Source organism: Methylobacterium brachiatum, from assembly GCF_900113845.1.
Classification (GTDB): domain Bacteria; phylum Pseudomonadota; class Alphaproteobacteria; order Rhizobiales; family Beijerinckiaceae; genus Methylobacterium; species Methylobacterium brachiatum.
Map to the genome: position 1 here is coordinate 95985 of NZ_FOQW01000019.1, position 22186 is coordinate 118170.

A 22186-nucleotide genomic window follows, 5' to 3' on the forward strand; every position below is an offset into this window, starting at 1 on the left:
GCCGGCGGCGGAACATCGTCGGCGGCCATGCGGTTCCGACCCGAAAATGCGGAGCCGAACCATGCGCATCGAGAACGTCGCCGATCTGATCGCCGAGACCCTTCAGGAAGCGGGCGTCGCGCGCGTCTACGGGGTGGTGGGCGACAGCCTGAACGGGATCACCGAGGCCCTGCGCGCCCGCGGGCGGATCGACTGGCTCCACACCCGCCACGAGGAGGCGGCGGCCTTCGCGGCGAGCGCCGAGGCGCAGGTCACCGGCAAGCTCGCGGTCTGCGCCGGCTCCTGCGGCCCCGGCAACCTCCACCTGATCAACGGCCTCTACGACGCGCATCGCAGCCGGACCCCGGTCCTGGCCATCGCCGCCCAGATTCCCTCGGCCGAGATCGGCTCGGGCTATTTCCAGGAGACGCGGCCCACCGAGCTGTTCCGCGAATGCAGCCATTACTGCGAGCTGGTCTCCGACCCGTCGCAGATGCCGTTCGTGCTGGAGAACGCGATCCGCGCCGCCGTGGGGGAGGGGGGCGTCGCCGTCATCGTCATCCCAGGCGATGTCGCCCTGCGCGACGCGCCCAAGCGCGCGCTCGCCCCTCATGCCGGGCTGATCCCGGCCAAGCCCGTCGTGCGGCCGGCCGATTCCGAGCTGGACGCGCTGGCGGCGCTGCTCAATGCCGGCAAGCGCGTGACGCTGCTCTGCGGTCGCGGCTGCGCCGGCGCCCATTCCGAGCTGCTCCAGCTTGCCGAGGCGCTGAAGAGCCCGATCGTGCACGCGCTGGGCGGCAAGGATTATGTCGAGTTCGACAATCCCTACGATGTCGGCATGACCGGCCTGATCGGATTCTCGTCCGGCTACGCCGCCATGATGGCCTGCGACACCCTGCTGATGCTGGGCACGGGCTTTCCCTACAAGCAGTTCTACCCGCAGGACGCCAAGATCGCCCAGGTCGACCTGCGCCCGTCCGAGCTCGGCCGCCGCTGCCGGATCGAGCACGGGCTCGTCGGCGATGTCGGGGCGACGATCCGGGCGCTGCTGCCCCGGCTCAAGCCCAAGGCCGACCGGTCGTTCCTGGATGCCAGCCTGAAGCACTACGCCAAGGCCCGGGCCGGCCTCGACGAGCTTGCCACGGCCAAGCCGGGCGGCCCGCTCCACCCGCAATATCTCGCCAGGACGATCAGCGAGTCGGCCGCGGAGGACGCGATCTTCACCGCCGATGTCGGCACGCCGACCATCTGGGCGGCGCGCTACCTGGCGATGAACGGCAAGAGGCGCCTGCTGGGCTCCTGGGTCCACGGCTCGATGGCCAACGCCCTGTCCCAGGGCATCGGCGCCCAGGCCGCGGAGCCGAACCGGCAGGTGATCGCGCTCTGCGGCGATGGCGGCTTCGCCATGCTGATGGGCGATTTCCTGACGCTGCGCCAGCACCGCCTGCCGCTGAAGGTGGTGGTGTTCAACAACGGCACCCTCGGCTTCGTCGAGCTGGAGATGAAGGCGGCCGGCTATCTCGAGACCGGTGTCGCGCTCGACAATCCAGACTTCGCCGCGATGTCACGGGCGGCCGGCATCTTCGCCCTGCGGGTCGAGGATCCGGCCGAGCTGCCCGGCGCCATGCGCGAGTTCCTGGCCTTCGACGGGCCCTCGCTGCTCGATGTCCGCACCGCCCGCAACGAGCTTTCGATGCCGCCCAAGATCGACGGGCAGCAGGTGAAGGGCTTCAGCCTCTACGTCCTGCGGGCCGTGATGGACGGGCGCGGTGACGCAGTTCTCGACCTCGCCAAAACCAACCTCATCCGGTAGACCTGCCCGGGCAATCTAGACCCGTTCCAGACCGACGGCGCGGGCGATCCAGGGAGGTTCCGGACCATGCGGGTCGGCCTGTTCGTGCCGTGCTACGTCGACGCTTTCGAGCCGGAAGTCGGGATCGCCACGCTGGAACTGCTGGAGCGGTTCGGTTGCGCGGTGGAATATCCGTTCGACCAGACCTGCTGCGGCCAGCCCATGGCCAACACCGGCTGCCACGCCGAGGCCGCCGCCACGGAGGCCCTGTTCGTCAAGAATTTTTCGGGCTTCGACTACGTGGTGGCGCCCTCGGGCTCCTGCGTGCACCAGGTCCGCGAGCACCTGACCGCGATCCCGCAGACGGACGAGGTCAAGAAGGTCCGCGCCAGCACCTACGAGCTGGTGGAGTTCCTGCACGACGTGCTCAAGGTCGAATCGCTGCCCTGGGCCGAGTTCCCGCACAAGGTCGCCTATCATGGCAATTGCAACGCGCTGCGGGGCATCCATCACGCCCGGCCCTCCGAGATCGTGAGGCCGTACTTCTCCAAGCCCCTGGACCTGCTGCGCCTGGTGAAGGGCGTCGAGCTGGTCGATCTCGCCCGGCCCGACGAGTGCTGCGGCTTCGGCGGGACCTTCTCGGTGTTCGAGCCCGCGGTCTCGGCCAAGATGGGCTACGACAAGGTCGCCGATCAGAACCGGGCCGGGGCGCAATACGTGGTCTCGGCGGATTCGTCCTGCCTGATGCACCAGAAGGGCTGCGCCGAGCGCCTCGGCCTGCCGCTCCGCTACATCCACATCGCGCAAGTGCTGAACGGAGCCGCCGCATGAGCGTCGAGGACCTGAATCCCCGCGCCCGCGAGGGCATCATCCACCCCGAGGTCCGCGCCGCCGACGACGAGAGCGAGCGCGGCCAGGACGGTGGTCGCCTCCAGCACGCCGAGGCCGCGACCAAGCCGATCCGGGCGCCGCAGACCCGCGAGCCGCAACCGCGCGGCGCCAAGATCCGCGGCGACCGGCCGATCGATCAGGCCGAGGCCGCCGAGCGCTTCCTCGCCGCGCCCCTGCACCAGGCCGCCCATGACGAGCGCCTGTGGGACCTGCGCAAGAAGCGCGACGCCTCGGCCCACGGCATCCCGGAATGGGAGGAGCTGCGCGAGCTGGCCTCCGCCATCAAGGCGCACACGCTCACCCATCTCGACCAGTATCTCGAGCAGTTCGAGGCCGCCGCGAAGGCCAACGGCGTGCAGGTCTACTGGGCCGCGGACGGCGCCGACCACAACCGCATCGTCCTGGAGATCCTGCGCAGCCGCGGCGCCAAGACCCTGGTGAAGTCGAAGTCGATGCTCACCGAGGAATGCGGCTTCCGCCACCACATGGCGGCCAACGGCATCGAGATCATCGAGACCGATCTCGGCGAGCGCATCCAGCAGCTCGACAACGAGGAGCCGAGCCACATCGTGGCGCCGGCGGTCCACAAGACCCGCATGGACGTGGCCGAGGTCTTCGCCAAGACGCTCGGCACCGATCCGGACAACGACGACGCCCATTACCTCGCCGAGAGCCAGCGCGAGACCACCCGGCCCTACATCCTGAAGGCCGATGCCGGCATGACCGGCTGCAACTTCGCCATCGCGGAGACCGGCACGGTCGTCACCTGCACCAACGAGGGCAATGCCGACCTCTCCGGCAACGTCCCGCCGCTGCAGATCCACTCGATCGGCATCGAGAAGATCATCCCCAAGGTCGAGCATCTCGGCGTGTTCATCCGGCTGCTGTCGCGCTCGGCGCTGGGCTCGCCGATCACCCAGTACACCTCGCATTTCCGCGGCCCCCGCAAGGGCACCGAGATACACATGGTGCTGGTCGATAACGGCCGCTCGGCCCGGCTGGGCCTGGAGGAGTTCTGGACCTCGCTGAAATGCATCCGCTGCGGCGCCTGCATGAACACCTGCCCGGTCTACCGGCGCTCGGGCGGCCTTTCCTACGGGGCGACCTATTCCGGGCCGATCGGCCTGATTATCGACCCGACCTTCAACAAGCGGAAATACTCAACCCTGCCATTCTCCTCGACGATGAACGGCTCCTGCACCAACGTCTGCCCGGTGAAGATCAACATCCACGAGCAGATCTTCGCCTGGCGCAAGGTGCTCGTCGAGGAGCACCACATCCCGGCGCTCAAGCAAGGGATGATGAAGGCCGCGGGCGCGGTCCTGTCCCGGCCGGCCGCCTACCGGGCGGCGATCGGCGCCGCCGATTCGGCCCTGAAGGTGCTGCCGCGCTTCGCCGTCTACAACCCGCTCAACACCTGGGGGAAGAAGCGCGAGATGCCCGAGGCGCCGCGCCAGACCTTCCACGCTTGGTACAAGCAGAACCGGATGAAGGACTCCGCCCGATGAGCGCGCGCGACGGCATCCTGGCGGCGCTCAAGGCCAACCGCCCGGCGGGCGAGTATCCGTTGCCGAGCGTCCCGACCTTCACGCCGCTGGTCGGCGACGACCTCGTCGAGGAGTTCGGCGACCGGCTGAAGCGCATGGGTGGCCGCATCGAAGACGGTCGCACCGGCGAGCCTTTGGCGGGCGTCCGTGAGCGGCTGGCCGAGGCCAAGGTCATCGCCTCCGCGGTCCCGGAGATCGAGGGCAACCGCGACCTGCGGGCGGTCCGCTACCCGCAGGAGGTCGAGGATGTCGATGTGGCGGTGGTGCGCGCGGTGTTCGGCATCGCCGAGACCGGCTCGGTGCTGTTCACGGAAGGCGAGCTGATCGTGAACGCGGTCGCCTATCTGGCCCAGCACCTGATCGTGCTGCTCGACCCGGCCGACATCCTCCCCAACGTGCAGGCGGCCTACAAGCGACCGGAATTCGGCCGCTCGGCCTACGCGGTGCTGCACACCGGACCCTCGGCGACCGCCGATATCGAGGGCGTGCTCATCCACGGGGCGCAGGGCGTGCGCTCGCTGACGGTGCTCCTGCTGCCGCGCTGACCGGGAACCGCGATCGGGCGCGCCGCTTGCTTGGGCAGCGATCATCTCGTCGCCCGGCAAGGAGATCCGATGCGCTATACCCTCGGTTGCAGCCTGTCCTACAATATTCTCTCGGACACGACCTTCATCTTCAACCTGGAAGTCGCCAAGCTGAAGAGCGTCGAGATCCTCAGCGAGAGCCTGGTGCTCACGCCGAACCTCAAGCGCGATGTCTACACCACGCCGGACCTGCTGAACCGCTATCTCGGCGTCAACGTGCCGATGGGCCAGTTCGCCCTGGAGTACAACGCCGAGGTGGAGCTGACCGTCCATCGGGCCGACCCGGCGACCATCAACGAGACGCCGATCGGCGAGCTGCCGCTGGACATCCTGCCGTTCCTGCTGCCGAGCCGGTTCGTCTCCTCCGACCGGCTGACGCCCTTCGCCCAGGCCGAGTTCGGCGCGCTGCCCAAGGGCCATCAGCGCGTGAACCAGATCTGCAACTGGATCCACGACCACATCACCTACAAGCCGGGCACCAGCGACGGCGAGACCACGGCGGACGAGTCGCTGCTGAAGCGGGCCGGCGTCTGCCGCGACTTCGCGCATATCGGCACGGCCTTCTGCCGGGCGCTCGGCATCCCGGCCCGGTTCGTCAGCTGCTACGCCCACGGCCTCGTGCCGAGCGACTTCCACGCGGTGTTCGAGGCCTATCTCGACGGGCGCTGGTGGCTGTTCGACGCCACCCGCCAGGCCGATCTCGACGGGCTGGTCCGGATCGGCGTCGGCCGCGACGCCGCCGAGATCGCCTTCTCGACGCCCTTCGGCAACATGCAGCCGGTCAACCAGCAGGTCCGGATCCAGCGCACGGATGGCCAGGGCAGCCCGATGCCGCGCACGGTGGACGCGATCTCCACGGAAGTGCCCGCGCCGAATGCCGGCGCGGCCTGACCGGACATTCGCACCGGATCACGGTATCCTGTGATCCTGATCCTTGGATCCCGCACGGGGTGAAACCGCATGGCCTACCGCCACGTCGTCGGCCCACGCACCCACGTCTTCGCCGACCTGGCCACCCTGATGGCCAAGGCGACGCCGGTCCGCTCGGGCGACCGGCTCGCCGGCATCGCGGCCGAATCCGCCGAGGAGAACGCCGCGGCGCGCTGGTGCCTCGCCGAGGTGCCGCTCGCCGACATTCTGGCCCGGCCGCTGATCCCCTACGAGCAGGACGACGTCACCCGGCTGATCCTCGACACGCACGACGCCGGCGCGTTCAAGGACATCGCCCATCTCACGGTGGGCGATTTCCGCGAGTTCCTGCTGACCGCCACCCCGGATGTGCTCACCCGGATCGCCCCCGGCGTCACGCCGGAGATCGCGGCGGCCGTCTCGAAGATCATGCGCAACCAGGATCTGATCTCGGTGGCGCGCAAGGCCCGCGTGGTCACCCGCTTCCGCAACACGATCGGGCTGCCCGGGACACTCGCGGTGCGACTCCAGCCCAACCACCCGACCGACGATCCGAAGGGCATCACCGCGGCGATCCTCGACGGGCTCACGCTGGGCTGCGGCGATGCCGTGATCGGCATCAACCCGGCGTCCGATTCTGTCCAGGCGCTCGGCGACCTGCTGCAACTCCTTGACGGGGTGATCCAGAAGCACGCGATTCCCACGCAGGCCTGCGTGCTCACCCACGTCACCACCACGCTCGCCGCCATGGAGCGCGGCCTGCCGGTCGATCTCGTGTTCCAGTCGATCGCCGGCACCGAGAAGGCCAATGCCGGCTTCGGGGTGACGCTCGCTCTGCTCAAGGAAGCCCATGAGGCGGCCCTGGCGCTCAAGCGCGGCCCGCTCGGCGACAACTGCATGTATTTCGAAACCGGCCAGGGCTCGGCGCTCTCGGCGGATGCCCATCACGGCATCGACCAGCAGACCCTGGAAGCCCGGGCCTACGCGGTCGCCCGGCCGTTCCGGCCGCTCCTGGTCAACACCGTCGTGGGCTTCATCGGACCCGAATATCTCTACGACGGCAAGGAGATCATCCGGGCCGGGCTGGAGGACCATTTCTGCGGCAAGCTGATGGGCGTGCCGCTCGGTGTCGACGTCTGCTACACCAACCATGCCGAGGCCGATCAGGACGACATGGACACCCTGCTGACGCTGCTGGGCGCAGCCGGCTGCACCTACATCATGGGCATCCCGGGGGCCGACGACGTGATGCTGAACTACCAATCCACGTCGTTCCACGATTCTCTTTACTTGCGCGAGGTGCTGGGCCTGAAGCGCGCCCCAGAATTCGAGGCCTGGCTGCACGGGATCGGCCTGACCGACGGATCCGGCGCGCTGCTGCCAGGATCGGGCGCGCCGCTCCTCGCCGCGGCTCCGGACCTCGCCGCATGAGCGACCCCCGGGAGATCTGGGCCAGGCTCGCCGGGCTGACCCCGGCCCGGATCGGGCTCGGCCGCGCCGGCAGCGGCCTGCCGACCCGGGAGGTGCTGCGCTTCGGCCTCGACCACGCCCAGGCCCGGGACGCCGTGCACGCACCGATGGATGCGGAGGCGCTCGCCGGATCGATCGCGGCGCTCGGCTTCGCCACGATCCCGGTCGCCTCCCAGGCCCCCGACCGGGCGACCTACCTGCGCCGCCCCGATCTCGGCCGCCGGCTCGATCCGGCCGATATGTCGAAGCTCCAGGCCGCGGCCGAGCCCAGCGACCTCGCCCTGGTGGTCGCCGACGGTCTCTCGGCCCGGGCGGTGCACGAGAACGCGGCGCCGCTGCTGAAGGCGTTCAAGCCCCTGGCGGAGCAGTCTGGCTGGCGCCTCACCCCCGTAGTGATCGCCAGCCAGGCGCGCGTGGCACTCGGCGACGCGATCGGCGAGGCCTTGAACGCCCGGGCGGTGGCGGTGCTGATCGGTGAGCGGCCGGGCCTGTCCTCCCCGGACAGCCTCGGCATCTACCTGACCTTCGGGCCGCAGATCGGCCGGTCGGATGCGGAGCGCAATTGCATCTCGAACGTGCGCGCCGCCGGCCTCACCCACGAGAAAGCGGCATTCAAGCTGCACTGGCTGCTCGCCCGCGCGCTGACCCTGGGCTTGAGCGGCGTCACGCTGAAGGACGAGAGCGACCGCGCGTTGGAATCGGGCGCTGCGGCGCCGGCCCTGCCGGAGCCGGAACGTCGTTGACCCGCCGTGACTGTTTCGCGATCGGCACAAGGCCCGATCCGTCGTCTCAACATTTGATTGACCAAACCCGCCATCCCGGGGCCGCGTAGCGGAGCCCGGGATCCAGAAACGCTGACAGGTCAGGATCTTGCGCCGTCAGAGGCTCTGGATTCCGGGCTCGCCAGCGGCGCCCCGGAATGACGGCTGCGGGGTCTCGGCTGCATGGCGCCAGTGGTACGGCGCGTCTCTAAGCCTTGGAACCCGTCTCGTTTAAGCCTGATCTGCCGCCTTAAGCAGCCGAAGGATTATCCTTAACCTAATCTCATGCCGGCAATCGACCCGAAGCGTGGCTGTGGCGGGGTCGCAACACCGTAAAACGATCCCGGGTCTGCCCTGAGACCTGCCCGCAAACGCCGCGATCCCGCCATAGTCCGAGCCCACCTCAACAACCGCGGTAAACGGCAAGTTCGACAACGATTTACCGTTTCGAAACGAGGATTTCCCGAGCACGCGGACGGCCCTCCCGGCGCATCGCGAACGGCGACGCGCCGCGGTCTCCTGCACCCTCGGGACTGGCGGCGCGAAGGCTTGGTTCGGGTAGATGGACACGCGTTTGAACGACAAGTCGAAGCTGCCCAGCCGTCACGTCACGGAGGGACCTGACCGGGCTCCGCATCGCTCGTATCTCTACGCGATGGGCCTGACCCGGGAGCAGATCCACCAGCCGCTGGTGGGCGTCGCCTCCTGCTGGAACGAGGCCGCCCCCTGCAACATCTCGCTGATGCGCCAGGCGCAGGCGGTGAAGAAGGGCGTCGCCGCCGCCCACGGTACCCCGCGCGAGTTCTGCACCATCACGGTCACCGACGGCATCGCCATGGGCCATGGCGGCATGCGCGCCTCGCTGCCGTCCCGCGAAGTCATCGCCGACTCGGTCGAGCTGACCATGCGCGGCCACGCCTACGACGCCCTGGTCGGCCTCGCCGGCTGCGACAAGTCGCTGCCCGGCATGATGATGGCGATGGTGCGCCTCAACGTGCCGTCGATCTTCATCTACGGCGGCTCGATCCTGCCCGGCTCGTTCCGCGGCAAGCCGGTCACCGTGCAGGACCTGTTCGAGGCGGTGGGCAAGGTCGCGGTCGGCGACATGAGCCTCGAAGACCTCGACGAGCTGGAGCAGGTCGCCTGCCCGTCGGCGGGCGCCTGCGGCGCGCAGTTCACCGCCAACACCATGGCGACCGTCTCCGAGGCGATCGGCCTGGCGCTGCCCTATTCGGCCGGCGCCCCCGCGCCCTACGAGATCCGGGACAAGTTCTGCGCCACCGCCGGCGAGAAGGTCATGGAGCTGCTGGCCAAGCAGATCCGCCCGCGCGACATCGTCACCCGCAAGGCGCTCGAGAACGCCGCCACCGTGGTGGCCGCCTCCGGCGGCTCGACCAACGCGGCCCTGCACCTGCCGGCGATCGCGCATGAGTGCGGCATCGAGTTCACCCTGTTCGATGTCGCCGAGATCTTCCGGCGTACACCCTACATCGCCGATCTCAAGCCCGGCGGGCGCTACGTCGCCAAGGACATGTTCGAGGTCGGCGGCATCCCGCTGCTGATGAAGACCCTGCTCGACCACGGCTTCATGCACGGCGACTGCCTGACGGTGACCGGCCGCACCATCGCGGAGAACATGGACCGGGTGACCTGGAACCCGGACCAGGACGTGGTCTACCCGGCCAACCGCCCGATCACCCCCACCGGCGGCGTCGTCGGCCTCAAGGGCAACCTCGCCCCCGAGGGCGCGATCGTGAAGGTCGCCGGCATGCCGGCCGAGAAGCAGGTCTTCACCGGCCCGGCCCGGGTGTTCGACGGCGAGGAGGCCTGCTTCGAGGCGGTGCAGTCGCGGACCTACAAAGAGGGCGACGTGCTCGTGATCCGCTACGAGGGTCCGCGCGGCGGCCCCGGCATGCGCGAGATGCTGTCCACCACCGCGGCCCTCTACGGCCAGGGCATGGGCGACAAGGTCGCGCTGATCACCGACGGGCGCTTCTCGGGCGCCACCCGCGGCTTCTGCGTCGGCCATGTCGGCCCCGAGGCGGCGGTGGGCGGCCCGATCGGCCTGATCCGGGACGGCGACATCATCACCCTGGACGCGATCCAGGGGACGCTCAGCGTCGCCCTGTCCGACGAGGACTTCGCCGAGCGCCGCAAGGCCTGGGCGCCGCGGACGAACGCCGCGACCTCGGGCTACCTCTGGAAATACGCGCAGGGCGTCGGCCCGGCCCTGTACGGCGCCGTCACCCATCCGGGCGGCGCCAAGGAGACGGAGAGCTATGCGGACGTCTAGGACTGACCTCAGCCGGCGCAGGGCGCCGGCCGGGGCCGATCCCGGTCGGTCCCGCTTCCTCAGCCAGATCGCGGCCGCAGCCGGGGTGCTGGTCCTGCTCGCCCTGCCGACCGACGCGCCGCGGGCGCTCGATGCGAGCGTGCGCGCGCCGGTCCAGGTGCCGGTGGCGGATAAGAGCTACCGCTCGGCCAAGGACGCGCTCCGGGCCGGCGTGCGCGAGTACAATGCCGGCGACAAGCAGGGTGCCGCCCGCGCCCTCGAATACGCCGCCGGGCAGGGCCACGCCCTCGCTCTGTGGAAGCTCGGCCGGATGTACGCCGAGGGCGACGGCGTGCCCCATGACGACCTGAAGGCGTTCGAGTTCTTCTCCCGGATCGCCGATGCCAGCACCGACGATGGCCCAGATCCGCAGAACTCGGCGGTGACCGGCAGCGCGTTCACGGCGCTGGGGACCTACTTCCTGGAGGGGATCAAGGGCACCTATGTGCGCCCGAACCCTGAGCGCGCCTACGACATGTTCAACTACGCGGCGTCGTATTACGGCGAGCCCAACGCCCAGTACAATCTCGCCCGGCTCTACCTCGACGGCACCGGTGTCGAGGCCGATCCCCGGCAGGCGGCGCGGTGGTTCAACCTGGCGGCCGAGAAGGGCCATCACCCGGCGCAGGCTTTGCTCGGCGACATGCTGATCAACGGTCTGGGCGGCGTGCCGGTCCAGCGCGTGAGGGGCCTGATGTGGCTGTCGCTCGCCCGCGAGGGCGCGGAGGGCCGCAAGGACGACTGGATCGTGGCGCTCTACGAGAAGAATTGGGCGGCGGCCAACGAGGATGACCGGGCCGAGGCCCAGAGCCAGCTCCAGACCGTCGGCTCGATCCGGCGGCGGCACTGAAGCCGCCGCCGGTCGGGCTCAGCCCTTTTTGGCGTCCTGCGCGGTCTTGAAGGACGGGCGCGCCAGCGTCTCGGCGATGTAGGCCGCGAGCTTGGGCCAGCGTCCGGCATCGACCTGCGCGTCGGCCAGATGGAAATTGTAGAAGCCCGTGGCGACCGAGATGTCGGCGATGCTGAACGTGTCGCCGACCAGGTAGGGGCCGGAGATCTCCCGCTCGAGGCAGTCGAACAGCGGCGGCAGATCGTCGTTCAGCGCCTTCGCGACCGCGGCGTCGTCCGTGGGCTTGCCCATCATGTTGGGCTTCAGGATCCGCTCGACGAACGGCACCACGAGCTTGGCGAACAACTCCGTGTCGCCGAACTTGTCGAACCACACCGCGCGGCCCAGGGCCTGCGGGTCGGACGGGACCAGAGCGGGCGTCGGGTGCTTGCGCTCCAGATACCAGAGGATCGCCGAGGAATCCGCGAGCTTGAAGCCGCCATCCTCGATGGCCGGGATCTTTCCGAGCGGGCTCGCGGCCTGGAAATCCGCGTCGGGCGCGTGGAACATCACCGGCCTGTGCTCATAGGGCACGTTCTTCTCGGCGAGCGAGACCAGGACTTTGCGGACGTAGGGCGAGTAGCCGGTACCGTAGACGATCATCGCATTTCCATCGGGGAGGGGACCGGCGGATGTCGATCCGTCGGTCCAGGGTGATGAAGATAGGGCCGATCGGCCTCCTGCCGACTGGGCCCTGCGCACCGTTCGCGTAAAAGGCCGCGCCGGCTCACCGGACCGGGGCCGCGATCGCCGTGACGAAGGCGGGTCGGTCGAGGGTCAGGGCCACCCAGCTGGCGAGCTTCGGCCAGCGCGCCGCATCGACCTCGACCTGCGCGAGCCGGAGATTGTGGAACGGCGCCGCGACCGCGATGTCGCCGATCCCGAAGGCGCCGCCCACCAGGAACGGGCCGGAAATCTGGGATTCGAGATAGTCGAACAGTGGCGGCAGATGTGTGTCGAGCGCCTGCTGCGCCAGGGCTTCGTTGCCCGGCACCTTGAACAGCCGCGGTTTCAGGAAGCGCTCCGTGAACACGACGGAGAGCTTTCGATCGAGCTCGACCTCGGCGAACTTGTCGAACCAGCGGGCGCGGGCGGCGCCCTGAGCGTCGGCGGGGATCAGCGCCGGCTGCGGCGACAGGTGCTCGATGTAATCGAGGATTGCGCTGGAATCGGCCAGCCGGAAGCCGTCATGGTCGATCGCCGGGATCTTGCCCATGGGGCTCGCCGCCCGGAAATCGGCATCCTCCGCCTGCGGCGCCACCGGTCGGTGCTCGTAACGGATGCCCTTCTCGTTCAAGGCTACAAGGACCTTGCGCACGAAGGGCGAGATGCTGCTGCCGTAGATGATCATGATCGAATCCCCCGGAAAGGCGGCGCCTTTCTAGGATCGTGACCGGATACGTTGCAATCGCAGCTTTCCCAAGCCTTCGACTCAACATGGGCGTTGACGGGAAGCCGATAAGCTATACTGCTTTCGCCGATTTCGTCTTCTCGAACCGCTTGAGCAGACGGTCCCGTTTCAATCGCGACAGGCGGTCGATCCAGAAGATCCCGTCGAGTTGATCGATCTCATGCTGGATCACTGCGGCCGGAAAGCCGTCCGCCTCCTCCTCGTGGGTCGATCCGTCGAGATCGCGATAGCCGAAGCGAAGGCGGGCGGGCCGCGTGATCCGCTCACGCACGCCCGGCATGCTGACGCTGCCCTCGTCATGCATCGCCGTGTCGGGCGACGCCCAGAGGATTTCCGGGTTCACGTAGACGCGTAGGTCCTCATCCGGCGACAGCCTGATCACCACGACGCGCTCCGGAACGCCGATATGCGGAGCGGTCAGGCCGATGGCGCTCACGGCCAGCAGCGTGTCCCGCACATCGTCGGCGATGGCTTTCAGGCTGGGCCCGAAATCGTCGACCGGGCTGGCCGGTCGCGACAGCCGGGCATCGGGAAACAGGATGAGGGGGCGGGCCGGCATGTCGGGTCAGTCCACCTGTGTGGGTGCGGGGCGCCCCTGTCCTCCACCGGAGCCGCGGGGCGCAGTCAACCGGTTTGGCGGATGCGGCTGGGTCGCCGGGCGCTTTTGCGGGCAACCGAACGGCCGCCCGAGCTTTGGAGGCTCGAACACGCCGAGGTGCCCATGCTCTACGAACTCGCCACGCTCTCCTGCCCCCTGCTTGCCCTCGGGCAGGCCTCCGAGGGCGTCCAGGCCTGGATGGATGACGCCGAGGCCAAGGGACAGCTCCTGGGCTGTTGGCGAACGGAGTTCGGGGCGCTGGGTCGGCTCATCGTGCTGCGGGGATTCGCGGCGCCGGAGGACATGACCGCCGAGCGCCGACGCGCCCTGCTCAGTGCCAACCCGTTCAATGCGGGGAACGTGGTGACGGCGCTGGAGATGGACAGCTACGCGCCGTTCCCGTTCCTGCCACCGATCCGCAGCGGGGATCGCGGTGGTGTGTACGAGGTCCGGACCTACCGCCTCAAGCCCGGCGGCCTCGCGCCGACGCTGGCGGCGTGGGAGGCCGCGATCGCGCCGGCTCAGGCCTACACCGCGCATCTCGTCGTGAACCTGTACGCCCTCGATGGGCCGCCACGGATCACGCATATTTGGGCCTTCGACAGCCTGCAGCAGCGGGCCGACTTGCGCGCTCAGGCGATTGGCGCCGGCGTCTGGCCGCCGAAGGGCGGCCCCGACCAGATCGCGGACGCGACCTCGATGATCGCGCTGCCGCAGGGTGCCTCGCCGTTGCGGTGAGGCTGCGGTCAGCCGCTGGTGAATGCGATTTATACGGGAGGGACGCGAACCATACGGGCTGAGGCGCGGGTCCCCTCTCCCGCACGGGAGAGGGACAGGGTGAGAGCGGGGCGACCTCCCCGGAGAAACCGGATCCCTCACCCCAACCCTCTCCCGCACGGGAGAGGGAGCGTGTCGCGGCCTGCCAAGCCGCTGCGCCAACCTTGTGGCGCCTGCAAGGGGAGGGGAGCCGTCGCGACACCTCCCCAACGCGCGGAGGAGCGTCTCAATTCGCCCTGGGGCGACCCGCGGTTCCGACGAGCGACGATCCAAGATCCATTCGCGCGGCGGATCTATCGCGTGCGCGAAACCTGAACGCCTCGCAGCCGCGCTACCCCGCCGTCAGCTCCACCGTCACCGGCACATGGTCGGACGGCTTGTCCAGACCGCGCAGGTGCTTCTGCACGGCAGCCGAGACCAGGCGGTCGGCGGCGTGCGGTGAGAGCAGCAGGTGATCGATGCGGATGCCGGCATTCCGCTGCCAGCAGCCCGCCTGGTAATCCCAGAAGGTGTAGAGCCCGTCGCGCGGATCGCAGGCACGCAGGCCGTCGGTGTAGCCCTCGGCCAGGATCGCACGGAATGCCGCCCGGGTCCCGAGCAGGAACAGCGCGTCGGAGCGCCAGGCGTCCGGATCGGCCGCGTCGGCGGGGTCGGGGATGACGTTGTAGTCGCCCGCCAGAACCACCGCCTTCTCGTCCTCCATCAGGGCGCGGGCGTGGAGCCGCAGCCGTTCCATGAAGGCGAGCTTGTAGGGGTATTTCGGGCTGTCCACCGGATTGCCGTTCGGCAGGTAGATCGAGGCCACCCGCACCGGCTTGGTGTCGGGGCCGGAGACCAGCGCCTCGATGTAGCGGGACTGCTCGTCGGATTCGTCGCCGGGCAGACCGCGACGGATCTCGGTCATGGCCAGCGGCGCGCGCACCAGCAGGGCCACGCCGTTATAGGCCTTCTGCCCGAGCGTCTCGACCGCGTAGCCGGCGCCCTCGATCTCGGCGCGCGGGAACGCGTCGTCCTGGCACTTCAACTCCTGCAGGCAGACCACGTCGGGCTTTGCCTCGTCGAGAAACCCCAGCAGATGCGGCAGCCGCTGCTTGATGGAGTTGACGTTCCAGGTCGTGATCCGCATCGCCTCGCTTCCGGTCGCCACCCGGCCGTCATCCGCGCTTCGCGCCGCGCTGACAAGGCCACGACTGCGCAAGATTGGGGAGGTATAGGCACTGGAATGACGATGGGGTGGTTCGAGCCGGTCATGGCTTACTGCGAGCGGACCGGGCCGGATTTCTGGGCCGAACCGCTCAACGCGGCGTCGAACGTCGCCTTCCTGGCGGCGGCGGCGGCGTCCGCGCGCCGCGCCCGCGCGGCCGATCCGCCGGATCGCGCCTGCCTGGGTCTCGCGGGGTTGATCGCCGTGGTCGGGATCGGCTCGTTCCTGTTCCACACGCTGGCGGTGACCTGGGCGATGTATGCCGACGTCATCCCGATCACGCTGTTCATCGTCGCTTACCTGGCTTTGGCGCTCCACCGGTTCCTGAAGCTGCCGCGTCTGCGGGTCGAGGCGGCGACCGCCGGCTTCGTCCTGTTCAGCTTCACGCTGGTGCCGACCCTCGACGGGCTGACCGGGTCCGACGTCTCCGCCCTCACCAACGGCTCGATCGATTACCTGCCGGCGGTGCTGGCGCTGTTCACCGTGGCGGCGCTCGACCGCCCGGAGACGCGGTTCGTCGGGACCGGCCGGCGGCTCTTGGTCGTGGGCGTGCTGTTCCTGATCTCGCTCACCGCGCGCACCATCGACCGAACCGCCTGCGCGGTGCTGCCCACCGGGACGCACGCGCTCTGGCACCTGCTCAACGCCCTGGTGCTCTACGCCCTGGTGGCGACCGCGGTTCGGCACCGCACCGTCCTGGGCTGACCGGGCCGGCGGTTTTCTTGCGGGCGGCCCGGAATTCTTGCAGAGATGCGGCGCATCGGAGGCCCGGTCACCTGCGGGCGCCCGGCACGGAAGGAATCATGACAGTGAGCTACCGCATCGGCGTCGCCGGGCTCGGCACCGTCGGCGCGTCCGTCGTCCGGATGATCGCCCGCCGCCGTGACACCCTGACCGCTTCCGGCCTCGACATCCGCGTCGCGGCCGTGTCGTCCCGCGACCGGAGCCGCGACCGCGGGCTCGATCTCGCCGGCGTGACTTGGTTCGACGATCCGGTGGCGCTGGCGCGCTCGGGCGAGGTCGATTGCGTGGTCGAGCTGATCGGCGGCGCCGAGGGTCCGGCCAAGGCCGTCGTCGAGGCGGCGCTCCAGGCCGGCAAGACGGTGGTGACCGCCAACAAGGCCCTGCTCGCCCGGCACGGCGCGGCGCTCGCCGCCCTCGCCGAGGCGAACGGCGTCGCGCTCGCCTACGAGGCGGCGGTGGCCGGCGGCATCCCGGTGATCAAGACCCTGCGCGAGGGCCTGCCCGGCAACGCCGTGGCGCGCGTCTACGGGATCCTCAATGGCACCTGCAATTACATCCTCAGCCGCATGGAGCGCGAGGGCCTGACCTTCGAGGCCTGCCTGAAGGATGCGCAGGCCCTGGGCTATGCCGAGGCGGACCCGACCTTCGACGTCGAGGGCTTCGACACCGCGCACAAGCTCGCGATCCTGACGAGCCTGGCCTACGGCACCGCCATCGATGCCGACGGCGTCTCGGTGGAGGGCATCTCCCGGGTCCAGCCCCTCGACCTGCGCATGGCCGACGAGCTCGGCTACCGGATCAAGCTGCTCGGTGTCGCACAGGCCTCGGAGGCCGGGATCGAGCAGCGCGTCCACCCGACCATGGTGCCGAAATCCTCGGCCATCGCCCAGGTGATGGGCGTGACCAACGCGGTCACGATCGACGCGGACGCGGTCGGCGAGCTGACGCTGATCGGCCCGGGCGCCGGCGGCGAGGCGACCGCTTCCGCGGTGGTGGCCGACATCGCCGACGTCGCTCGCGGGATCGTGCGCCCGACCTTCGGGGTGCCGGCCGCCGCGATGCGCGCCAGCGAGCGCGTGGAGATGCAGCGCCACGAGGGCGGCTACTACATCCGCTTGACCGTGCATGATCGCCCCGGCGTCGCCGCGGGCGTCGCCCAGCGGATGGCCGAGCGCGAGATCTCTTTGGAGAGCATCCTGCAGCGCCGCACCGAGGGGGCTGGGTCCGATCCGCGCGGGCGGTCCGGCCGGCCGGTGCCGCTGGTGCTGATCACCTACGCGGCCACCGAGGGCAGCATCCGCGCGGCCCTCGACGCGATCGGCGCCGACGGGCTGCTCGCCGAGCCGCCCCAGGTGATCCGCATCGAGCGTGAATAAGAATGCAATCTCCGCGCGTTGCGCCTCACGCCTGATGCAAGATAAGTGATATTCTTGCGGCACGCGTAGGCCGACAGGCGTCGGTCGACGACGATCCAACCGGGATCCGACCTCAAGATCGGGCCCGGACACAGGCAGGAAGCGATGGCCGTGGCCCCCAAGTCCGAACCGCGCGGCGTTCCGCGCACGCTCGCCCTCGAGCTCGCCCGCGTGACGGAGCGGGCCGCCATCGCGGCGGCGCGGCTGCGCGGCAAGGGCGACGAGAAGGCTGCCGACCAGGCGGCGGTCGACGCGATGCGCGACGAGCTCAACGGCCTGCCGATCCGCGGCACCGTGGTGATCGGGGAGGGCGAGCGCGACCAGGCGCCGATGCTGTTCATCGGCGAGCAGCTCGGGCGCGGCGAGGGGCCCGAGGTCGACATCGCGGTCGATCCCCTGGAAGGCACGACCCTCTGCGCCAAGGACATGCCGGGCGCGATCGCCGTGATGGCCATGGCCGAGCGCGGCTCGCTGCTGGCCGCCCCCGACGTCTACATGCAGAAGATCGCGATCGGCCCCGGCTACCCGGCGGGCCTGGTCGATCTCGACGCGAGCCCGGCCGACAACATCACGGCGCTCGCCCGGGCCAAGGGCGTCGAGCCCGACCAGATCACGGCGCTGATCCTCGACCGGCCGCGCCATGCCGGCCTGATCGCCGAGGTGCGGGCGGCCGGCGCCGCGGTGCGGCTGATCTCGGACGGCGACATCGCCGGGATCATCTTCACGGCGAGCCCGGCCGAGACCGGCATCGACATCTATCTCGGCACCGGCGCCGCGCCCGAAGGAGTGCTGGCTGCCGCCGCCATGCGGTGCATCGGCGGCCAGATGCAGGGACGGCTGATCCTCGACACGCCGGAGCGCCGCCGGCGCGCCGCCGAGATGGGCATCGAGGATCTGAACCGGAAATACGATCTCGTCGATCTCGCCAGCGGCGACGTGATCGTGGCCGCCACCGGCGTCACCGACGGCGCGCTGCTGCGCGGCGTCCGGTTCCGGCCCGACCGGATTCAGACCGAGACGGTGGTCTACCGCTCGGAAGCCGGCACGGTCCGGCGGATCCTGGGGGAGCACCGCCGTGGCCTGAGCTGACGGTGCCCCCGAGTCCCGAACGGGATCAGTTCAGGACGACAACCTTCGAGCCGACATTGACCCGGCTGAACAGGTCGATCGCGTCCTGGTTGATCATCCGGATGCAGCCCGAGGACACGCTCTTGCCGATGGAGAACGGCTCGAGGGTGCCGTGGATGCGGAACAGCGTGTCCTTGTTGCCCTGCCAGAGATACATGGCGCGGGCGCCCAGCGGGTTGCGCAGGCCGCCGGCGACGCCGAGCCCGCTCTGCAGCTTGTCGACCTCGCTGGCGAGCTTCGGGCTGCGGGCGATCATCTCCTTGGGCGGGTACCAGTCCGGCCAGGCCTGCTTCGAGTTCACCGTCGCGGTGCCGGACCAGGAAAACCCCTGCTTGCCGACGCCGACGCCGTAGCGGCGCGCCCGCCCGCCCGGCTCCACCAGGGTGAGCTGGTGCGCGCGCGGGTCGACGATGATCGTGCCCGGCTCGTAGGGGCCGCTATAGGCGATCTCCTGCCGGAGGAAGGCCGGGTTCATCTTCTTGTAGTTGAAGGCCTGGATCGGGAACACGTCGTCAGTGATGGGCCCGTAGGCCTTGGCGTAGTCGATCGGCCCGTCATCGGGGGCGCGCAGCACGGCCTTGGCCTTGGCGGCCTCGATTGGCGACAGGCCCTCGGCCGGAGGCGCTCCGGCCTGGCGACGCTGCACCGTCGGATCCTCGTCCTCCGGGGCGTAGACCGGGGCGGATTGCGGCGCCGGAGCGGCCTGCGGTGCGGGGCGGACCACCGGGGCCCGGCCGGTATAGGGCAGGTAGCGGTCGCCGCGCCGCACGTAGAGGGCGCCGTTCTGGTCCTGGTAGAGCTGGCCGTCGTCGCCGAACCCATCGATGCCGGACTCGGCGACCGGGCCGCGGCCCTGGGCGTGCGCTGCCGAGGCGAGCGCGAGGACGGTGAAGCCGGCCAGGAACAGGCGGCGGATCGGGGCGGACATGGCTCGGTTTTCCCTGGATGGCGCGGCGTCACCGAAATCGTGCGGCGGCGCGCGATCGAGCTGACCGACACGAATACAAGGCCACGCTCATTCCAGGCCTTAGCAAGGATCGCGCGGCATCGCCAAGTTGCGGAAGTCCCCTATGACCGTCGTCCGATGTCTCGTCTGGTACTTCTCTTCACCTGTGTTGCGTTCCTGCCTCTACCGGTTGCGCCGCCATTCACCCTGCCGCAGGAACGGACGGGACGGCGCCGGGTCCGGAGCGGTTCGGGCTTGCTTCGTCCCTCAACGCAAGGTTGATGGCGACGGCCGGCATCTCCGCCGCGTGAGGGATCTCGGTCGTGCGTGCGAACATCCTATGGGGCGCGGCGATCCTGGCCGCCGCCCTGGTCCTCGGGCCGAGCGCCGAGGCGCGCCGCGCCGCCACGGCCGAGCCGCCGAAAGCCGCCGCGCCGGCCGGGACCTGGACCGCGGGAACCCAGCCCGAGCGCGATTGCGGCCGCGCCCGCCGCAAGTTCTGGGTGCCGCAGGAAGGCTGGATCGTCCGCACCGTCGTCTCGTGCCGGTGATCGGGACGTTTTCTTCGCACGCCCGATTCCCAAGCAATGCTGCCTTGATCACGGGCAATCCTGCTTTCGGGCGTGATCAGGTTTGACGGCGGGCTGTGCCGTCTCGCCAAGGTGAGGGGCCTTCACGAAAATTTGCCTGACCATCCCACGCGCCGCCTTATCCTGATGTGGTGGCGCGAAGCGTAGCCCTCCTTCGAAGCCCGCGCCGCGCTGCGGCGCCTTGGAATGAGGGGAGGGCGTGGGACATGCGCGGCGCTGGCTGCCGTCCGCCGCGTTCTTGCGCGCGCAGCGAAGCAACCCCGGGGCAGCACGCGCGCTCAGAACGTTGCGCAGTACTGGGTTGCTTCGCTGCGCGCGCAATGACGGGTGAGGCGATCGGGGGCCGCGCTGGGGCCGCCTCCGATCCTTCGAAGCTGGCACGCATGCTGCATTGCGGTTCAAGCCGCGCCTGCTGCGGCGGTGGAGCAACGGCGCTCTCAAACAGCGGACGGTGTGAGTCCGGATCCCCGGCATGAGCGACCGCGTGGCGGTTCGCCTCTCATAAGACGAGCACCTGCTATGGCCAGCTTCAAGACGGCGATGAAGTCGGGTCACCCCCCGACGCTGTTCGCGGCGTTTCTCTACTTCGATTTCTGCTTCGCGATCTGGGTCCTGAACGGCGCCATGGGCCCGTTCATCACCGAGACCTACAAGCTCACCCCGGCCCAGACCGGGTTCATGATCTCTCTGCCGATCCTCGCCGGGGCGCTGATGCGCTTCCCGCTCGGGATCCTGGCCCAGTATATCGGCCGCAAGAACGCGGCGATCACGGAGATGACCGTGATCATGATGGCGATGGCCTACGGATACTTCGTGGTGTCGTCCTACAACGACGTGCTCGCCATGGGCGTGCTGCTCGGCATCGCCGGGGCCTCCTTCGGGGTGGCTTTGTCGCTCGGCTCGGGCTGGTTCCCGCCGGAGCACAAGGGGCTGGCGATGGGCATCGCGGGCGCCGGCAATTCCGGCACCGTGCTGGCCGTGCTGTTCGCCCCGCCGCTGGCCCAGGCCTATGGCTGGCAGACCACCTACGCCTTCGCCGGCGTGGTGATGCTGATCCCGCTCGTGGTCATGATCGTGTTCGCCAAGGAGCCGCCGGACAACGCCCACCAGTCGTTCAAGGAGCATGTCTCCTGCCTGTTCACCAAGGACGGCTGGGCGTTCTCGCTGATCTACGTGATCACCTTCGGCGGCTTCGTCGGCCTGTCGAACTTCCTGCCGACCTTCTTCTACGAGCAATTCTCCGTGACGAAGGTCGAGGCCGGGCGGCTGACCATGCTGGCCGCCTTCATGGGCTCGGGCATCCGGATCGTCGGCGGCTACTACGCCGACCGGATGGGCGGGATCGCGGTCCTGTCGGTGGTGCTGCTCGCGGCGATCGCCACATTCCTGTCGCTGATGGCGACGCCCTCGCTCGCCGTGACCACGCTGCTGTTCATGCTGTGCTTCGCGGCCCTCGGCGCCGGCAACGGTGCCCTGTTCCAGCTCGTACCCCTGCGCTGGCCGACCAACACCGCGGTCGCCGGCTCGATGATCGGCGAGGTCGGGGCGCTCGGCGGCGCGATCCTGCCGAACGTCATGGGCCTGTCGAAGCAATATACTGGCTCGTTCTCGCTAGGCTTCATCGGCTACGCGGTGTTCACCGCCGCGGTTCTCGGCTGCCTGATGCTCTGGCAGCGCAAATGGGTGGGCAGCTGGGTCGGGCCCCGCGGCAAGGCGCTGGGCACCGAGACGGAGACCGGTCAGCTGCAGCCGGCCACGGTCTGAGCAGAATCCTGAAAGGGGAGGTCGTGGAGATTCACGCCTCCCCTTCATCCTGAGGCTTCAGCATCGAACCCATCATTCCGGGCTCCGCTTTGCGGCCCCGAAATTGTCTGTTGGAGGTCTGCTAGTTTGGGGGTGTTCCGCGGCAGCGGGATGCCTGGTCCGGGTGGCCACCCGGACCAGGCGCGAAGCGCCGACCGTCCCGGAATAGGGCTGCAACGCCCGTCGTCATCTCGGTCGGCGCTTCGCTTCCCGTGTCACGCTTGATGAGTTGCCTGGGCCCCTCGGCCAGCCGGCCTGACGCCCGCAGACAATCGCAAGCCATCCCAAGATAGCCCCCATGCCGGCCGCCGCCAACACACCCGAGCCCGCCCCGAGATTCGCCGTCCAGGCCGCCGTCCAGCCCGACACCGCATCCGCCGCCCCGCCGATCCCCACCCGCTTCCTCGGCTGCGATG

20 protein-coding genes are annotated in these 22186 nt (G+C 69.4%); 15 read left to right on the forward strand and 5 right to left on the reverse strand.

All coding sequences use genetic code 11. The features are described 5' to 3' along the window. Window positions 1-61: 61 nt before the first annotated feature. The 9 genes from poxB to BMZ47_RS22690 all read left to right on the forward strand — a co-directional run bounded on the left by poxB (window position 62) and on the right by BMZ47_RS22690 (window position 11115). Window positions 62-1792: a ubiquinone-dependent pyruvate dehydrogenase gene (gene poxB, locus BMZ47_RS22650; protein ID WP_091864299.1), complete on the forward strand. Its 1731-nt coding sequence runs from the start codon at window positions 62-64 to the stop codon at window positions 1790-1792. Between the two features lie 66 nt (window positions 1793-1858). Next, complete coding sequence (locus tag BMZ47_RS22655; protein ID WP_091864300.1) at window positions 1859-2602, forward strand: (Fe-S)-binding protein; 744 nt, start codon at window positions 1859-1861, stop codon at window positions 2600-2602. Beyond that, window positions 2599-4170, forward strand: a complete 1572-nt coding sequence (locus BMZ47_RS22660) for a lactate utilization protein B (protein ID WP_091864301.1) — start codon at window positions 2599-2601, stop codon at window positions 4168-4170. The genes BMZ47_RS22655 and BMZ47_RS22660 overlap by 4 nt, the downstream gene beginning before the upstream one ends. Continuing rightward, the gene (locus BMZ47_RS22665; RefSeq protein WP_007562012.1) at window positions 4167-4754 is read left to right on the forward strand and encodes a LutC/YkgG family protein; all 588 of its coding nucleotides are present in this window, start codon (window positions 4167-4169) and stop codon (window positions 4752-4754) included. The genes BMZ47_RS22660 and BMZ47_RS22665 overlap by 4 nt, the downstream gene beginning before the upstream one ends. 69 nt (window positions 4755-4823) lie before the next feature. After that, a complete protein-coding gene (locus tag BMZ47_RS22670; protein ID WP_007562013.1) occupies window positions 4824-5684 on the forward strand; it encodes a transglutaminase-like domain-containing protein in 861 nt (286 codons plus the stop codon). 69 nt (window positions 5685-5753) lie between these two features. Continuing rightward, window positions 5754-7133, forward strand: a complete 1380-nt coding sequence (locus BMZ47_RS22675; RefSeq protein ID WP_091864302.1) for an ethanolamine ammonia-lyase subunit EutB — start codon at window positions 5754-5756, stop codon at window positions 7131-7133. Beyond that, on the forward strand, window positions 7130-7915 hold the full coding sequence (gene eutC, locus BMZ47_RS22680; RefSeq protein WP_091864303.1) for an ethanolamine ammonia-lyase subunit EutC: 786 nt from the start codon (window positions 7130-7132) through the stop codon (window positions 7913-7915). The genes BMZ47_RS22675 and eutC overlap by 4 nt, the downstream gene beginning before the upstream one ends. A gap of 580 nt (window positions 7916-8495) precedes the next feature. Then, entirely contained in the window at window positions 8496-10226 is a 1731-nt protein-coding gene (gene ilvD / locus BMZ47_RS22685) for a dihydroxy-acid dehydratase (RefSeq protein ID WP_091864304.1), read from the forward strand. After that, entirely contained in the window at window positions 10213-11115 is a 903-nt protein-coding gene (locus tag BMZ47_RS22690) for a tetratricopeptide repeat protein (protein ID WP_091864305.1), read from the forward strand. Before ilvD ends, BMZ47_RS22690 begins: the two co-directional genes overlap by 14 nt. An 18-nt stretch (window positions 11116-11133) precedes the next feature. Here the strand turns inward: BMZ47_RS22690 and BMZ47_RS22695 are convergent, their stop codons facing one another. The 3 genes from BMZ47_RS22695 to BMZ47_RS22705 all read right to left on the reverse strand — a co-directional run bounded on the left by BMZ47_RS22695 (window position 11134) and on the right by BMZ47_RS22705 (window position 13124). Next, a complete protein-coding gene (locus BMZ47_RS22695) occupies window positions 11134-11757 on the reverse strand; it encodes a glutathione S-transferase family protein (RefSeq protein ID WP_091864306.1) in 624 nt (207 codons plus the stop codon). 124 nt (window positions 11758-11881) lie between these two features. Continuing rightward, window positions 11882-12505 (reverse strand): glutathione S-transferase family protein, encoded by a 624-nt coding sequence (locus BMZ47_RS22700; protein WP_091864307.1) that lies wholly within the window; start codon window positions 12503-12505, stop codon window positions 11882-11884. A gap of 112 nt (window positions 12506-12617) precedes the next feature. Next, window positions 12618-13124: a peptide deformylase gene (locus tag BMZ47_RS22705; protein WP_091864308.1), complete on the reverse strand. Its 507-nt coding sequence runs from the start codon at window positions 13122-13124 to the stop codon at window positions 12618-12620. Window positions 13125-13286: 162 nt separating this feature from the next. On the opposite strand from BMZ47_RS22705, the gene BMZ47_RS22710 reads away from it, so the two are divergent. Further along, window positions 13287-13901, forward strand: coding sequence for an NIPSNAP family protein (locus BMZ47_RS22710; protein WP_091864309.1), 615 nt, complete (start codon window positions 13287-13289; stop codon window positions 13899-13901). A gap of 370 nt (window positions 13902-14271) precedes the next feature. Here the strand turns inward: BMZ47_RS22710 and xth are convergent, their stop codons facing one another. Continuing rightward, on the reverse strand, window positions 14272-15066 hold the full coding sequence (gene xth, locus BMZ47_RS22715) for an exodeoxyribonuclease III (RefSeq protein WP_091864321.1): 795 nt from the start codon (window positions 15064-15066) through the stop codon (window positions 14272-14274). Window positions 15067-15162: 96 nt separating this feature from the next. Between xth and BMZ47_RS22720 the strand changes: the two genes are divergently transcribed. The 3 genes from BMZ47_RS22720 to glpX all read left to right on the forward strand — a co-directional run bounded on the left by BMZ47_RS22720 (window position 15163) and on the right by glpX (window position 18392). Next, window positions 15163-15849 carry a ceramidase domain-containing protein gene (locus BMZ47_RS22720; RefSeq protein ID WP_039902682.1) on the forward strand — a complete coding sequence of 229 codons (687 nt, stop codon included), beginning with the start codon at window positions 15163-15165 and terminating at the stop codon, window positions 15847-15849. A gap of 98 nt (window positions 15850-15947) precedes the next feature. Then, window positions 15948-17264: a homoserine dehydrogenase gene (locus tag BMZ47_RS22725; protein WP_007562036.1), complete on the forward strand. Its 1317-nt coding sequence runs from the start codon at window positions 15948-15950 to the stop codon at window positions 17262-17264. 144 nt (window positions 17265-17408) lie between these two features. Further along, window positions 17409-18392 carry a class II fructose-bisphosphatase gene (gene glpX / locus BMZ47_RS22730; protein ID WP_091864310.1) on the forward strand — a complete coding sequence of 328 codons (984 nt, stop codon included), beginning with the start codon at window positions 17409-17411 and terminating at the stop codon, window positions 18390-18392. A 25-nt stretch (window positions 18393-18417) separates the two neighbouring features. Here glpX and BMZ47_RS22735 read toward each other — a convergent pair whose 3' ends face one another. Then, complete coding sequence (locus tag BMZ47_RS22735) at window positions 18418-19359, reverse strand: L,D-transpeptidase (RefSeq protein ID WP_208601091.1); 942 nt, start codon at window positions 19357-19359, stop codon at window positions 18418-18420. 341 nt (window positions 19360-19700) lie between these two features. Between BMZ47_RS22735 and BMZ47_RS22740 the strand changes: the two genes are divergently transcribed. Next, window positions 19701-19928 carry a hypothetical protein gene (locus BMZ47_RS22740; protein WP_091864311.1) on the forward strand — a complete coding sequence of 76 codons (228 nt, stop codon included), beginning with the start codon at window positions 19701-19703 and terminating at the stop codon, window positions 19926-19928. Window positions 19929-20486: 558 nt separating this feature from the next. Then, window positions 20487-21731 (forward strand): nitrate/nitrite transporter, encoded by a 1245-nt coding sequence (locus BMZ47_RS22745; RefSeq protein ID WP_091864312.1) that lies wholly within the window; start codon window positions 20487-20489, stop codon window positions 21729-21731. Window positions 21732-22186: the final 455 nt, after the last annotated feature.